This window comes from Citrobacter sp. TBCS-14 (assembly GCF_005280805.1).
Taxonomy (GTDB): Bacteria; Pseudomonadota; Gammaproteobacteria; order Enterobacterales; family Enterobacteriaceae; genus Citrobacter; species Citrobacter gillenii.
In genome coordinates this window covers 235,224-249,124 of the sequence record NZ_SZWM01000164.1, presented here as the reverse complement: position 1 = coordinate 249,124, position 13,901 = coordinate 235,224, and the positions used below count along the sequence as shown (strand labels likewise).

The following is a 13,901-nucleotide window of genomic DNA, read 5'->3' as shown; positions in this document are numbered from 1 at the left end:
ATGAGCGAAATTAAAGACGTTATTGTTCAGGGATTGTGGAAAAACAACTCCGCACTGGTACAGTTACTTGGCATGTGCCCGCTGCTGGCAGTCACCTCTACCGCGACCAATGCCCTTGGGCTGGGACTTGCTACCACACTGGTTTTAACGCTAACCAACCTGACCATCTCTGCCCTGCGCCGCTGGACGCCGTCTGAGATTCGTATTCCTATTTATGTCATGATCATCGCGTCGGTAGTCAGTGCCGTACAGATGCTTATTAACGCCTACGCCTTCGGGTTGTATCAGTCGTTGGGGATCTTCATCCCGTTGATTGTGACCAACTGTATTGTGGTTGGTCGTGCCGAGGCCTTTGCGGCAAAAAAAGGCCCCGCACTCTCCGCGCTGGATGGGTTTTCCATCGGAATGGGGGCAACCGGTGCGATGTTTGTGCTGGGCTCACTGCGCGAGATTATCGGCAACGGCACGTTGTTTGATGGCGCTGATGGTCTGCTGGGTAGCTGGGCAAAAGTGCTGCGCATTGAGATTTTCCATACAGACACACCGTTCCTGTTAGCCATGCTGCCGCCAGGCGCGTTCATCGGGCTGGGGCTGATGCTGGCCATCAAGTATCTTATTGACGAGAAGATGAAGAAACGTCGCGCGCAGGCTGCGTTAACAGACGTTCCGGCGGGTGAAACAGGGAATGTGTCATGAACAAAGCAAAACGGCTGGAAATACTGACGCGCCTGCGCGATAACAATCCGCACCCCACCACCGAACTCAATTTTACGTCGCCGTTTGAGCTACTGATTTCGGTGCTGCTTTCGGCGCAGGCGACCGATGTCAGCGTCAATAAAGCCACCGCAAAACTGTACCCTGTCGCTAACACCCCAGCCGCGATGCTAGAACTCGGGGTCGACGGCGTAAAGTCTTATATTAAGACCATCGGATTGTTCAACAGCAAAGCGGAGAACGTGATTAAAACCTGCCGTATTTTGCTCGAACAGCACAATGGCGAGGTTCCGGAGGACAGAGCAGCACTGGAAGCGTTGCCTGGCGTCGGGCGTAAAACCGCCAACGTGGTGCTCAATACCGCCTTTGGCTGGCCCACTATCGCTGTCGATACTCATATATTTCGGGTGTGTAACCGAACACAATTCGCCCCAGGGAAAAACGTCGAGCAGGTCGAAGAAAAACTGCTGAAAGTCGTTCCCAGTGAATTTAAAGTCGACTGCCATCACTGGTTAATTCTTCATGGTCGCTACACCTGCATTGCCAGGAAGCCGCGCTGCGGCTCCTGTATCATTGAGGATCTCTGTGAATTCAAAGAAAAAGTCGACATCTAATGCAATCGGGGTAACGTTCGTTGCCCCTTATTACCATAACGATTAGTTATGCACTCTCCAATCGCTTAATCCCCGACAATGATGCCATGCTATTGCGTATATCTAATGCAATATTCTTGTGCTTTAACACCTGAGCAGGTTAATCGTTTTTTTAGTAGTAGAAATTTCTATTCATACGTGATCAAGATCACATTGATAATTTGATGTTAATTTTTCTTATTTTTATAGTTAAAATGACAATCAGATGACCTATTCTCGTCGATTCGATACAAAACATTACACTGGGTATTTTTCAGATAATGGCCTATATCACTGGATTCAACACTGAATAGCAGAACATATCGCCGCTTTGCCATTTTCGCCCCCATTGAACAGTGAAAAAAACTGCCATTTTTCAATTGAAGAAATTTAACGCTAGATAACATTTACCTGCCCCGATGATTTCACCACTCTGGATATATGTAACAGAATATTACAAACCTCTTGTCTGAAGGGGCAAGATAGTGAACATTACTTGCCGTTTCCCCTCCCACTATAACAATCGGACGGATGAACTTGACTCATCACGTACCTGAACACCCCCGTAGATATGGGATGTAAAAAAAGAGGTAAAAGTGTCTACTGCAAACAATAAACCAACTGAAAGCGTGAGCTTAAACGCCTTCAAACAACCAAAAGCGTTCTATCTCATTTTCTCAATTGAGCTGTGGGAACGTTTTGGCTACTACGGCCTGCAAGGGATTATGGCCGTCTACCTGGTGAAACAACTGGGTATGTCAGAAGCGGATTCCATCACCCTTTTCTCCTCCTTTAGTGCCCTGGTTTACGGCCTGGTGGCTATTGGCGGCTGGTTAGGTGATAAAGTTCTGGGTACTAAGCGTGTCATTATGCTGGGTGCCATTGTACTGGCTATCGGTTATGCGCTGGTCGCATGGTCCGGTCATGATGCTGGTATCGTTTATATGGGTATGGCGGCCATCGCGGTCGGTAATGGCCTGTTTAAAGCGAACCCATCCTCCCTGCTTTCTACCTGCTATGCCAAAGATGACCCGCGTCTTGATGGTGCATTTACTATGTACTACATGTCCGTCAACATCGGTTCATTCTTCTCAATGCTTGCTACTCCATGGCTGGCGGCACGATACGGCTGGAGCACCGCGTTCGCACTGAGCGTCGTCGGGATGCTGATTACCGTCGTAAACTTCGCATTCTGCCAGCGTTGGGTTAAACAATACGGGTCTAAACCAGACTTTGAGCCGATCAACTTCCGCAACCTGCTGCTGACCATTGTTGGCGTGGTGGTGTTGATTGTTATCGCAACATGGTTACTGCACAACCAGGGCATTGCACGTATGGTTCTGGGCGTCGTGGCTATGGGTATCGTGTTTATCTTCGGTAAAGAAGCCTTCGCCATGAAAGGTGCCGCGCGTCGTAAAATGATCGTCGCCTTCATTCTGATGCTGGAAGCGATTATCTTCTTCGTGCTGTACAGCCAGATGCCGACATCACTGAACTTCTTTGCAATTCGTAACGTTGAGCACTCTATTCTGGGCATCGCGTTCGAACCTGAGCAGTATCAGGCACTGAACCCGTTCTGGATCATCATTGGTAGCCCAATCCTTGCCGCTATCTATAACAAGATGGGTGACACACTGCCAATGCCGACCAAGTTTGCTATCGGTATGGTGCTGTGTTCCGGTGCGTTCCTGATCCTACCGCTGGGTGCGAAATTTGCCACCGATGCGGGTATCGTTTCCGTTAACTGGCTGATCATTTGCTACGGTCTGCAGAGTATCGGTGAACTGATGATCTCTGGTCTGGGTCTGGCAATGGTTGCGCAGTTGGTACCACAGCGTCTGATGGGCTTCATCATGGGTAGCTGGTTCCTGACCACTGCCGGTGCAAACATCATCGGTGGCTATGTTGCTAACATGATGGCTGTACCGGAGAATGTGACCGACCCACTGATGTCTCTGGAAGTCTATGGCCGTGTGTTCCTGCAAATCGGTATTGCAACGGCAGTTATCGCTGTTCTGATGCTGCTGACAGCACCGAAGCTGAACCGTATGACTCAGGACGATGATGTCAGCGAGAAAGCCTCTAAGACCGCAACAGCGTAATTCTCAGGGAAACTTCTTTTCAGGCCGCTAACTGATGTTAGCGGCTTTTTTTTTGGCTGAGGTCGCACTACCATACGATATACCTCAGCCAAAAGGAGTTACCGATGAAACTGTTCTACAAACCGGGCGCGTGTTCTCTCGCTTCGCACATCACGCTTCGCGAAAGCGGTAAAGATTTCACCCTTGATGGTGTTGATCTGATGAAGAAACGCCTGGAAAACGGCGATGATTTTTTCGCGGTAAACCCAAAGGGACAAGTTCCTGCTCTGCTGCTGGACGATGGTACGCTACTAACCGAAGGTGTGGCCATCATGCAGTACCTGGCCGATTCGGTACCCGATCGCCAGCTTCTTGCCCCAACCAGCAGCCTCTCGCGTTACAAAACGCTGGAGTGGCTTAACTATATTGCGACAGAACTGCATAAAGGCTTTACGCCATTATTCCGTCCCGATACGCCGGAAGAGTACAAGCCGACCGTACGCGCACTGCTGGAGAAAAAAATGCAGTATGTGAACGATTCACTGCAGGACAACCCGTGGATCTGCGGCCAGCGTTTTTCCATTGCAGATGCTTATCTGTTCACCGTACTGCGTTGGGCGTATGCTGTGAAATTGAATATGGCAGGATTAAGCCATATCGAAGCCTATATGGCGCGGATGGCTGAGCGCCCGGCAGTGGCAGCGGCGCTTAAGGCAGAAGGGTTAAATTAATGGTTGTTGCCGGGTGGCGCTTGCTCACCCGGCCTACAGCCAAACAAACGTAAGCCCGATAAGCGTGAGCGCCATCGGGCATTAATTACAGCTGCGTAGCGCTAAAATAGTGTTCTGGTTTTGCAATGCGATCCTGTGCAGCAACGACCTGCAGTTCATACTCATGCATCTCTTTGGTCGCAATCATAATCTCATACACCGCCGCCGTTACATGCTCAAGCGCCTGCTGCACCGTCGCGCCCTGTAACAGTTTCACCAGTAGCAAACCGCTGGTCACATCACCCACACCCACAGGTTGACGCGCACCAAAATCCACCAGCGGACGACTGATATGCCACGCCTGCTCAGCGGTGACCAGCAGCATCTCGAAACGGTCGGGACTCATCCCTGCGCGAGCAAGATGTTTCACCAGCACCACCTCAGGCCCTTGAGCAATCAGCTCACGCGCCGCTAATACCGCTTCATCAACGTTGGTCACCGCGTGCTCGCAAAGGATCTCAAGCTCTACCAAATTAGGCGCGATAATATCGCTGGCCGGTAACGCATGGCGCACGTGAAACTCGGCGACGCCCGGTGCGACAATACAGCCTTTTTCCGGATGTCCCATCACGGGGTCGCAGAAATACTTCGCCTGTGGATTAGCCGACTTTACCTGACGGACAATTCCCAGAATATGTTCGCCCTGCTCTGCTGAACCGAGGTAGCCGCTCAGCACTGCATCACAGGTTTTAAGTTTATCGATATCGGCAATACCCTGGACAATTTCGGTCAGGTGGCTGGGCGGCATCACGCAGCCGGTCCATTTGCCGTATTGGGTATGGTTAGAGAACTGAACGGTATTAAGAGGCCAGACGTTGGCGCCAAGACGGCGCATCGGAAATTCTGCTGCACTGTTGCCCGCATGACCAAAAACAACGTGGGACTGGATGGCGAGGATATTCTTCATTTTTTTACCTGAACAAAAATAAGGGAGTGATTTCTCACTCCCATTCCTTAACGCATTATTTCCAGCAAATCAGACAATAGTTCTTTTTGCCGCGGCGCAGTAACGTGTAGCGCCCAAACAAAATGTCACTGTCCTGGAAGAAGTATTCCGGATCTGACTGTTTTTCACCGTTGATGGTTACCGCATTCGACGCAATGGTCTTACGCGCCTGGCCGCGAGACGGCTGCAGTTCTGAGTCCACCAGCGCCTGCATCAGATCGGCACCTTTTTCCATTTCGATCATCGGCACGCCATCCTGCGCCAACTGCTCGAAATCGGCTTCGCTGAGATCGCTTAAGTTCCCGTTGAACAGGCATTCGGTGATGCGTTTTGCCGCCACCAGACCTTCTTCACCGTGAACCAGACGCGTAACCTGCTCCGCCAGAACATACTGGGCACGCGGCGCTTTACCGCTGTTCTTATCTTCTTCTTCCAGGGCATTGATCTCTTCAATGTCCATAAAGGTGAAGAATTTAAGGAAGCGATAGACATCGGCATCGGCGGTGTTAATCCAGAACTGGTAGAACTTGTACGGACTGGTTTTCTTCGGATCCAGCCAGACTGCGCCACCTTCCGTTTTACCGAACTTGGTCCCGTCTGCTTTGGTGATCAGCGGAACCGTCAGGCCGAACACCTGATTCTGGTGTAAACGGCGGGTCAGATCGATACCGGAGGTAATGTTACCCCACTGGTCAGAACCCCCGATTTGCAGCGCCACACCGTGCAGTTTGTTCAGGCAGGCGAAGTCATACCCTTGCAGCAGGTTGTAAGAAAACTCGGTAAAGGAGATGCCCTGATCGTCACGGTTCAGACGCTGCTTCACCGCTTCTTTGTTGATCATCTGGTTCACAGAGAAATGCTTGCCGATATCACGCAGGAAAGTCAGTACATTCATACCGCCAAACCAGTCGTAGTTGTTCGCAGCAATCGCGGAGTTGTCGCCACAGTCGAAATCGAGGAACGGTGCAACCTGTTTGCGGATTTTATCCACCCACTCTTGCACGGTGTCTTCGGTATTCAGTTTACGCTCGGCGGCTTTAAAGCTCGGGTCACCAATCAGACCGGTTGCACCACCTACCAGTGCGACAGGCTTATGGCCTGCCTGCTGGAAGCGTTTCAGGCATAACAATGGAACCAGATGCCCCAAATGCAAGCTGTCAGCGGTAGGGTCGAAGCCGCAATAGAGCGCGATCGGGCCTTGCGCCAGTCGCTCTGCTAACGCTTCTTCGTCCGTCACCTGGGCCACCAGCCCCCGCTCTTGCAATTGTTTAATCAAGTTACTGCTTGCCATCAAAATCTCCATGTATAAAACGACTGCACCTTTGCCGGTACACGACTTTTCGCCTGATGCGAAAGAGACATAGAATAAAGCGCCGGATTCATCAGTGCCAGCGCTTAAAACAAGAATTTTGCATCTTTAGGGGGCCAGGCGATCGATTTTCCACGCGTTGTCTTCACGCTGGTATAAAAAACGATCGTGTAAGCGGTTTTCGCCGCCCTGCCAGAACTCCATTTGCTCAATACTCACGCGAAAACCGCCCCAGAAACTTGGCAGCGGGACTTCCCCCTGCTGAAACTTCTGCTTCAGTTCAAGAAATTTGCTTTCGAGAATACCGCGTGCGGAGATACGACTGGACTGTTTTGATACCCAGGCGCCAATTTGGCTGTCGCGTGGGCGACTGTGGAAGTACTTCACTACCTCAAGCGTAGAAAGACGTTCGGCCTTACCAATCACCATCACCTGCCGTTCCAGCGTATGCCACGGAAACAGCAGGCTAATGCGGGGGTTATGCTCTATCTGGTGCGCCTTACGGCTGCCCATGTTGGTATAAAATACCAAACCTTTGTCATCATAATGTTTGAGCAACACGATGCGCTGGTACGGCTGGCCGTTTTCATCAACGGTGGCCACTACCATGGCAGTCGGATCGGCGAGTTTGGCGTCACAGGCTTGTCCGAGCCAGCGCTCAAAAAGCGCAAGCGGCTCGGCGGGAAGATCGCGGCGGCGAAGACCGCCTTTCGTGTATTCACGGCGCAGATGCGCGATTTGCTGCAATTCGTCGTTATCAGACATGATGTTTGGGCTACGGATTGTCAGTGGGTGACGCTATTGTGCGCCGCCCAGGTGAAAATCTCAACGCTTCGGGTTCTGTAACTGACAGTTATTTAACACAACTCTGTCACGTTTATAGACCGTCGCGCTGTCGCCTTTAGACCAGAAGACATAGATGCCATCGGTGTAACGCGCGCCCGATGCTGATACACCCTGTTTAAGATTCACTAACTGATTATCGTAAACAAAGCTTGCCGTTTGTTGGGTATTGTTCAATTTCACGGTCAGCGGTTTTTCATCACAGCGATATTCGAGGGTATCCGTTTGCATACGCTCGACAAATTGGTTGTAGACACTACAGCCGGTAAGCAGTACCGGCAAACATACCAATAACAGTTTTTTCATAGCCCTATCCTGAAGACATTCCTGGTCCCGGAGGGGAATAACCCCCTCCCTAACATCCCTAGTTTACCGGCATCGTCGCCAGGATAATTTCAGTTAACTCTGAGTTCGTGGGTTTGCGGGAAAAATAGCGCCTAAAACGCTGGATTCCGTCGCACCGGTAACTGAGGGTAAATTGCCCGGTAATCCCGCCAGCGTGCGCCATGCCAGCCAGGCAAAAGCTAACGCTTCCATATCATCCCCGCTAATACCGGCTTCATCGGTCGAGGTCACTTCCGTGCCGGGCAACAGTGCCGCCAGGCGCATCATCAGCAGCGGATTACGGCTTCCACCGCCGCAGACCATCAAGCGCTCGCAGCCACCGCTCAACAGGACCTGCTCGGATATCGTCACCGCCGTCAGTTCAGCAAGCGTCGTCTGCACATCACGCGCGGCCAGTCCCGGGAACTGCGCCAGATGACGTTCGATCCAACCATAATTAAAGTACTCGCGGCCGGTGCTTTTAGGTGCCGGCGCGGCAAAATAGGGATCGCTCAGCATGCTTTGCAACAACGGAAGAATAACCGTACCTTCGCAGGCCCATTGCGCGTCTTTATCGTAAGGTTTTCCACATTGCCGCCAGATCCAGGCATCCATCAGCATATTACCTGGTCCGGTGTCATAACCTCGTACAGGGCGCTGAGGAATAAGCAGTGACAAATTAGCTATACCGCCGATATTCAACACCATCCGACGCTCAGTTGGGTGCGCCAACAGCGCCTGATGAAAAGCGGGAACCAGTGGTGCACCCTGCCCGCCTAGCGCGATATCACGCCGGCGAAAATCGCCGACTACGGTGATGCCGGTATGCGCCACAATCTGGTTGTTGTCGCCAATTTGCAGGGTATGCGGCGCACTGCCTGTCGGCTCATGCCAGACGGTTTGTCCGTGGCAGCCAATTGCGACAATATCCTGCGGCTTTAATTTTTGCTGCGCCAGCAGCGCATTTACCGCCTCGGCGAATAAACGCCCCAATTGTGTATCCAGTTGCCCATACTGCGAGAGGGTGAGTTGCTGCCCCTGGCAGATATCGAGAATAGCCTGTTTCAAATGGAGAGGGATGGGCCAGGTCAGACTCGCCTGCTGCGCGACCATCGTTTCATCTATTGCTGCCAGCACAACATCAACACCATCAAGGCTGGTTCCAGACATAACACCGATAAAACGGCCCGATTTCATACGTCATCCTTTTAAACACGTTAGCCTTGACACTCAACCATAAAGTGCTGATTAATTCCATGCTTCGTTGATGATTTTTGATGGCTAATCATGACAAGCTGCCATCTATTCAATCAATTTGATGAATGATTCGTTTATACTCAGTTAACCTGATTTCGGTTAAGATTTTCATATTGTTCCAGTAGAACATGTGACCTTAGGCTCACAAATGCCATATAATTTAACCATGAAGGGTGCTTTATTAGCGTTTCGTGGTGTAAAGGAGAGTTATAAATGATTAAACGTGCACTGATTGTTTCATTAATGGGATTATCTTTAGCAGGTTGTGTTAACAGTGATAGTCTTTCAGGTGACGTGTATACCGCATCCGAAGCGAAACAGGTACAGAACGTAACCTACGGTACGATCGTTCATGTCCGTCCGGTGCAAATTCAGGGTGGCGATGATGCCAACGTCATCGGTGCGATCGGCGGCGCTGTACTCGGTGGATTCCTTGGTAACACCGTCGGCGGCGGTTCTGGTCGTTCATTAGCTACGGCGGCAGGTGCGGTTGCAGGCGGCGTAGCAGGTCAAAGCGTCCAGGGTGCGATCAATAAAACACAGGGTGTGGAACTGGAAATCCGTAAGGATGACGGGAACACCATTATGGTGGTGCAGAAACAAGGCGCGACCAAATTCGCTTCAGGTCAGCGTGTTGTGATGGCCAGCAACGGCAAAGAAGTTACCGTTTCTCCGCGCTAATCGAATTTACGTGTGGTCAGTCAGATACTGGCCACACGTAGATTTTCGCATCAGCCCTGAGACTGTAGCTCAATAATATTGTGTTCCAGTCGGGCAACCAGTTTAATCAGCAGATTAATTTCCTCGGTTGAAATCCCTTCCAGAATCTCTCCGCGCGTTTTGTTGATAACCGCTTCCATATCAGCGATCAGCGGCTCGGCTTTCTCCGTCAGTTTAATTCTCTTTGCTCGACGATCGCTGGCGCAAGTCTGTCGTGAAATGAGTCCCTTTTCTTCCAGTTGGTCGAGCGTACGCACCAGAGAAGGCTGCTCAATCCCTATCGCTTTAGCCAGCTGGATCTGCGATTGATCCGGTGGCAGCTGATGAATGTTGTGCAGCGTCACCCAATGCGTCTGCGTCAACTCCAAAGGCTTCAGGCGATGGTCAATCAGAGCACGCCAAATGCGCACCAACCGTGCCAGATCAGAACCTAGTGGCGATTCCAATTTCATCTCCTTATAATTAGCTTGCTAAGTTGTTATGCTGATTTTAGAATAGTGTGCAGCATTTGTATTCCCAAAACAAATGTATTGCCAAATTTGCTTACCGGATGACATTTTTTCAGACATTATGCGTTAAAGAGACTGATTGTCCCTTTTTTTGCTAAACCTATAGCAATGCTCTCTTCCGTCAAGGATTTTGCCCGTGAAGTTTATGTTTAATGCAACAGGATTGCCCCTACAAGATTTAATGATCGGTGCATCTGTCTACTTCCCTCCACTTTTCAAAGCGTTTATCTGCGGATTTATCTTCTGGTTGGTTGTTCATCGCGTACTGCGCGACTGGATGTACTCCGGCGAAATCTGGCATCCCTTGTTAATGGATCTGTCGCTCTTTGCGCTTTGCGTGTGTCTGGGCTTTGTTATGCTGATTGTGTGGTGATTATGTCGCTCAAAACCGTTAAATACTTCTCCACTATTATAGTCGCAGTTGTTGCCGTTCTCGCGGGTTGGTGGATGTGGAATTATTATATGCAGTCTCCCTGGACGCGCGATGGCAAAGTTCGTGCGGAGCAGGTAAGTATCACCCCACAGGTTTCCGGCAGCATTACCCAACTCAATATTAAAGATAATCAGTTTGTTAATGCAGGCGACGTGCTGTTTGTTATCGATAAGACGCCGTTTCATATTGCTGAACTGAATGCACAGGCGCAGCTGGCGAAAGCACAGTCCGATCTGGCAAAGGCTAATAACGAAGCCAATCGCCGCCGTCATCTGTCGCAAAATTATATCTCTGCCGAGGATCTGGACACGGCCAACCTCAACGTGAAAGCGATGCAGGCAAGCGTGGAGGCAGCTCAGGCCCAATTACGGCAAGCGCAGTGGCAATTGACCCAAACGGAAGTTAAAGCTCCTGTCGCTGGTTGGGTGACGAATCTTTCTACACGCGGTGGCGATTATGCCAGTACCGGTAAACCCCTGTTTGCGCTGGTCGACAGTCGTTCATTTTATGTGATGGGCTATTTTGAAGAAACCAAGCTCCGCCATATTCGCGAGGGCGCACCGGCGCTGATTACATTGTACAGCGGCAATATAAAGTTACAGGGTCACGTTTCCAGTATTGGTCGTGCGATTTACGATCAAAGTGTAGAGAGTGATTCCGGTCTGATTCCTGACATCAAACCCACCGTACCGTGGGTGCGTCTGGCGCAACGGGTACCCGTGCGTATCGAATTTGACGCACTACCGCACGATGTCACACTGGTTTCAGGTACCACCTGCAGCGTGTCGATTGGTCAGAAAAAATGAAACGGCTTCACCTGACGCCGGGCAATTTACCGTGGTTGAAAGCCACCGCGGCACAGTGGCGTTACGCGCTGCGAAACACCATCGCGATGTGCCTGGCGTTAACATTCGCCTATTACCTGAATCTGGATGAACCCTACTGGGCGATGACCTCCGCTGCGGTGGTTAGTTTTCCCACCGTGGGCGGTGTCATCAGCAAAAGTCTGGGCCGCGTGGCAGGCAGTTTGCTTGGTGCCACGGCGGCATTGATTATTGCTGGCCACACCCTCAATGAACCGTGGTTATTTTTACTCAGCATGTCGGCCTGGATTGGTTTATGCACCTGGGCCTGCGCGCACTTTACCAACAACGTGGCCTACGCGTTTCAACTGGCAGGCTACACCGCGGCTATTATTGCGTTTCCGATGGTCAACACCATTGAGGTTACGCAACTGTGGGATATTGCCCAGGCGCGCGTGTGCGAAGTGATGGTCGGGATACTCTGTGGGGGCATGATGATGATGATCCTGCCCAGCACGTCTGATGGTACAGCGTTGCTGACGGCGCTGAAAAACATGCACGCGCGTTTGCTGGAACATGCCAGCTTACTCTGGCAACCCGAAACCACCGATGCGATCCGCTCAGCACACGAAGGGGTAATCGGCCAGATTCTGACCATGAATCTGCTGCGTATTCAGGCATTCTGGAGCCACTATCGCTTTCGACGGCAGAATGCCCTGCTCAATTCACTGCTGCATCAGCAACTGCGTCTGACCAGCGTGATCTCCAGCCTGCGCAGAATGCTGCTTAACTGGCCAAATCCTCCTGCTCACACCCGGGAAGTCATCGAACAGCTACTCAGTGCACTGGTGAAATCCGATACCGATAGCTACACGGTAGCCCGCATTATTGCCCCCCTGCGTCCGCAGGACTCCCACGACTACCGGCATGTCGCCTTCTGGCAACGGCTACGTTATTTCTGCCGAATTTACCTGCAAAGCAGCCATTATCTGCATTTGCTGGAAAAAGGCGTGACTGCCGAGCGCATCAGCGTGAGCCGCACGCCGGGCCTGGCCCGCCATACCGACAACGCGGAAGCCATCTGGAGTGGGTTACGTACCTTCATCACGTTGATGGTGATTGGCGCGTGGAGCATCGGCGCACAATGGGAATCCGGCGCGGGTGCGCTGACGCTGGCGGCGATTAGCTGCGTACTGTATTCCGCCGTTGCCACCCCGTTCAAATCACTCTCACTGCTGATGCGCACGTTAGTGCTGCTGTCATTGTTCAGCTTTGTGGTGAAGTTCGGTCTGATGGTACAAATTACCGACCTGTGGCAATTCATTCTGTTTCTCTTCCCACTGCTCGCCACCATGCAACTGCTAAAGCTGCAAATGCCTGCTCTGGCGGGGCTTTGGGGGCAATTGATCGTCTTTATGGGATCGTTTATCGCCGTGACCAATCCGCCGGTGTATGACTTCGCCGATTTCCTGAATGATAATCTGGCAAAAATAACCGGCGTAGCGCTATCCTGGTTGGCCTTTGCTATCCTGCGGCCAGGCTCAGACGCGAGAAAGAGTCGACGTCATATTCGCGCCCTGCGCCGGGATTTTGTCGATCAGCTCAGTCGGCATCCGGCACACAGCGAAAATGAATTTGAGTCGTTAACCTATCATCATGTCAGCCAGCTCAGTAACAGCCAGGATGCGCTGGCGCGTCGGTGGTTATTACGCTGGGGCGTCGTGTTGCTGAACTGCACGCATGTGGTGTGGCAGCTGCGCGCCTGGGAAGCGCGCTCCGATCCGTTGGCCCGCGTCAGGGACGTGTGTATTTCACTGCTGCGCGATGTGATGAGCGAGCGTGGCGTCCAGCAGCGTCCACTGAATGCCACGCTTAACGAGTTACAGCGCATCTGCGATACGCTTGCCCATCATCATCAGCCTGCCGCACAAGAGCTGGCGGCGCTTATCTGGCGTTTACACTGTTCGTTGTCTCAGCTTGAACAGGCTCCGCCGCCAGGCACGCTGAGCCGTTGATTATTTGATAACCCCGCAGGCGTAACGCGCCCCGCCACCGCCTAGAGGTTTTGGCTGATCGGACATGTTATCGCCACCCACATGGACCATCAGCGCCTTACCTTTGACCTCATCCAGTGATTTCAGGCGTGGGGCGGTAACAGCCGTTGTGGCGTGACCTTCGGCATTGACCACCAGCAACGGTAGGTCGCCCATGTGCCCAGCCCCCTCCGGACCTTCATGTTTTCCGGTTTTATGCGGGTCAAGATGTCCCCCTGCCGATTCAGCGGCAGAAGCTTTGCCTTCTTTAATCGCAGGCTGACAGCTGCCGTTGGCATGGACATGGAAACCATGTTCTCCTGGCGGCAGTGCTTTCAGGTCAGGCGTAAACGCCAGCCCTTGCGCAGTTTCAGAAATAGTTACTGAACCAATCGACTGACCTACCCCTTGCGAAGTCACCAGGTTCATCTCAACTTGCTCACTGGCAGCCTGTGCGCCCGCACAGGCCAGTAAGGTGATTATGGCGATACTCAAACGCTTCATACGACCTCCGTCACTATGTGTCT

General features: G+C 51.8%; 14 protein-coding genes and 1 pseudogene. 8 read left to right on the top strand and 7 right to left on the bottom strand.

The window, feature by feature from the left end:
* The 4 genes from FDX22_RS04930 to gstA all read left to right on the top strand — a co-directional run bounded on the left by FDX22_RS04930 (nt 1) and on the right by gstA (nt 4,158).
* Complete coding sequence (locus FDX22_RS04930) at nt 1–696, top strand: electron transport complex subunit E (protein WP_115258563.1); 696 nt, start codon at nt 1–3, stop codon at nt 694–696.
* Nucleotides 693–1,328, top strand: a complete 636-nt coding sequence (gene nth / locus FDX22_RS04925; protein WP_096757138.1) for an endonuclease III — start codon at nt 693–695, stop codon at nt 1,326–1,328. Before FDX22_RS04930 ends, nth begins: the two co-directional genes overlap by 4 nt.
* A gap of 614 nt (nt 1,329–1,942) precedes the next feature.
* Nucleotides 1,943–3,448, top strand: a complete 1,506-nt coding sequence (gene dtpA / locus FDX22_RS04920; RefSeq protein WP_115258565.1) for a dipeptide/tripeptide permease DtpA — start codon at nt 1,943–1,945, stop codon at nt 3,446–3,448.
* Nucleotides 3,449–3,552: 104 nt separating this feature from the next.
* Nucleotides 3,553–4,158: a glutathione transferase GstA gene (gstA, locus tag FDX22_RS04915; protein WP_096757141.1), complete on the top strand. Its 606-nt coding sequence runs from the start codon at nt 3,553–3,555 to the stop codon at nt 4,156–4,158.
* Between the two features lie 85 nt (nt 4,159–4,243).
* Here gstA and pdxY read toward each other — a convergent pair whose 3' ends face one another.
* The 5 genes from pdxY to anmK form a co-directional block, all read right to left on the bottom strand.
* Nucleotides 4,244–5,104 (bottom strand): pyridoxal kinase PdxY, encoded by an 861-nt coding sequence (gene pdxY / locus FDX22_RS04910; RefSeq protein WP_115258566.1) that lies wholly within the window; start codon nt 5,102–5,104, stop codon nt 4,244–4,246.
* Nucleotides 5,105–5,159: 55 nt separating this feature from the next.
* Nucleotides 5,160–6,434 carry a tyrosine--tRNA ligase gene (gene tyrS / locus FDX22_RS04905; protein WP_096757143.1) on the bottom strand — a complete coding sequence of 425 codons (1,275 nt, stop codon included), beginning with the start codon at nt 6,432–6,434 and terminating at the stop codon, nt 5,160–5,162.
* A 126-nt stretch (nt 6,435–6,560) separates the two neighbouring features.
* On the bottom strand, nt 6,561–7,217 hold the full coding sequence (gene pdxH, locus FDX22_RS04900; RefSeq protein ID WP_096757144.1) for a pyridoxamine 5'-phosphate oxidase: 657 nt from the start codon (nt 7,215–7,217) through the stop codon (nt 6,561–6,563).
* A gap of 60 nt (nt 7,218–7,277) precedes the next feature.
* Nucleotides 7,278–7,601, bottom strand: coding sequence for a C-type lysozyme inhibitor (mliC, locus tag FDX22_RS04895; RefSeq protein ID WP_096757145.1), 324 nt, complete (start codon nt 7,599–7,601; stop codon nt 7,278–7,280).
* A gap of 93 nt (nt 7,602–7,694) precedes the next feature.
* A complete protein-coding gene (gene anmK, locus FDX22_RS04890; protein WP_115258567.1) occupies nt 7,695–8,816 on the bottom strand; it encodes an anhydro-N-acetylmuramic acid kinase in 1,122 nt (373 codons plus the stop codon).
* A gap of 273 nt (nt 8,817–9,089) precedes the next feature.
* Between anmK and slyB the strand changes: the two genes are divergently transcribed.
* A complete protein-coding gene (gene slyB, locus FDX22_RS04885; RefSeq protein ID WP_096757147.1) occupies nt 9,090–9,557 on the top strand; it encodes an outer membrane lipoprotein SlyB in 468 nt (155 codons plus the stop codon).
* 50 nt (nt 9,558–9,607) lie between these two features.
* Here slyB and slyA read toward each other — a convergent pair whose 3' ends face one another.
* On the bottom strand, nt 9,608–10,048 hold the full coding sequence (slyA, locus tag FDX22_RS04880) for a transcriptional regulator SlyA (protein ID WP_269473706.1): 441 nt from the start codon (nt 10,046–10,048) through the stop codon (nt 9,608–9,610).
* A gap of 193 nt (nt 10,049–10,241) precedes the next feature.
* Between slyA and FDX22_RS04875 the strand changes: the two genes are divergently transcribed.
* From FDX22_RS04875 to FDX22_RS04865, 3 genes and pseudogenes are all read left to right on the top strand, one after another.
* Complete coding sequence (locus FDX22_RS04875; protein ID WP_096757148.1) at nt 10,242–10,478, top strand: DUF1656 domain-containing protein; 237 nt, start codon at nt 10,242–10,244, stop codon at nt 10,476–10,478.
* Nucleotides 10,479–10,480: 2 nt separating this feature from the next.
* Nucleotides 10,481–11,344, top strand: coding sequence for an HlyD family secretion protein (locus tag FDX22_RS04870; protein ID WP_146716791.1), 864 nt, complete (start codon nt 10,481–10,483; stop codon nt 11,342–11,344).
* Nucleotides 11,341–13,381 (top strand): annotated as a pseudogene (locus FDX22_RS04865) (FUSC family protein). The gene FDX22_RS04870 and the pseudogene FDX22_RS04865 overlap by 4 nt, the downstream one beginning before the upstream one ends.
* Here the strand turns inward: FDX22_RS04865 and sodC are convergent.
* Complete coding sequence (gene sodC / locus FDX22_RS04860; RefSeq protein WP_115258570.1) at nt 13,357–13,878, bottom strand: superoxide dismutase [Cu-Zn] SodC; 522 nt, start codon at nt 13,876–13,878, stop codon at nt 13,357–13,359. The pseudogene FDX22_RS04865 and the gene sodC sit on opposite strands and share 25 nt — an antisense overlap.
* Between the last annotated feature and the right edge of the window lie 23 nt (nt 13,879–13,901).

Bases quoted from the DNA above. Each gene is read 5' to 3' on its own strand.
- FDX22_RS04930 (WP_115258563.1), top strand. From the start codon at position 1: ATGAGCGAAATTAAAGACGTTATTGTTCAGGGATTGTGGAAAAACAAC.
- nth (WP_096757138.1), top strand. From the start codon at position 693: ATGAACAAAGCAAAACGGCTGGAAATACTGACGCGCCTGCGCGATAAC.
- gstA (WP_096757141.1), top strand. From the start codon at position 3,553: ATGAAACTGTTCTACAAACCGGGCGCGTGTTCTCTCGCTTCGCACATC.
- pdxY (WP_115258566.1), bottom strand. From the start codon at position 5,104: ATGAAGAATATCCTCGCCATCCAGTCCCACGTTGTTTTTGGTCATGCG.
- tyrS (WP_096757143.1), bottom strand. From the start codon at position 6,434: ATGGCAAGCAGTAACTTGATTAAACAATTGCAAGAGCGGGGGCTGGTG.
- pdxH (WP_096757144.1), bottom strand. From the start codon at position 7,217: ATGTCTGATAACGACGAATTGCAGCAAATCGCGCATCTGCGCCGTGAA.
- mliC (WP_096757145.1), bottom strand. From the start codon at position 7,601: ATGAAAAAACTGTTATTGGTATGTTTGCCGGTACTGCTTACCGGCTGT.
- anmK (WP_115258567.1), bottom strand. From the start codon at position 8,816: ATGAAATCGGGCCGTTTTATCGGTGTTATGTCTGGAACCAGCCTTGAT.
- slyB (WP_096757147.1), top strand. From the start codon at position 9,090: ATGATTAAACGTGCACTGATTGTTTCATTAATGGGATTATCTTTAGCA.
- slyA (WP_269473706.1), bottom strand. From the start codon at position 10,048: ATGAAATTGGAATCGCCACTAGGTTCTGATCTGGCACGGTTGGTGCGC.
- FDX22_RS04870 (WP_146716791.1), top strand. From the start codon at position 10,481: ATGTCGCTCAAAACCGTTAAATACTTCTCCACTATTATAGTCGCAGTT.
- sodC (WP_115258570.1), bottom strand. From the start codon at position 13,878: ATGAAGCGTTTGAGTATCGCCATAATCACCTTACTGGCCTGTGCGGGC.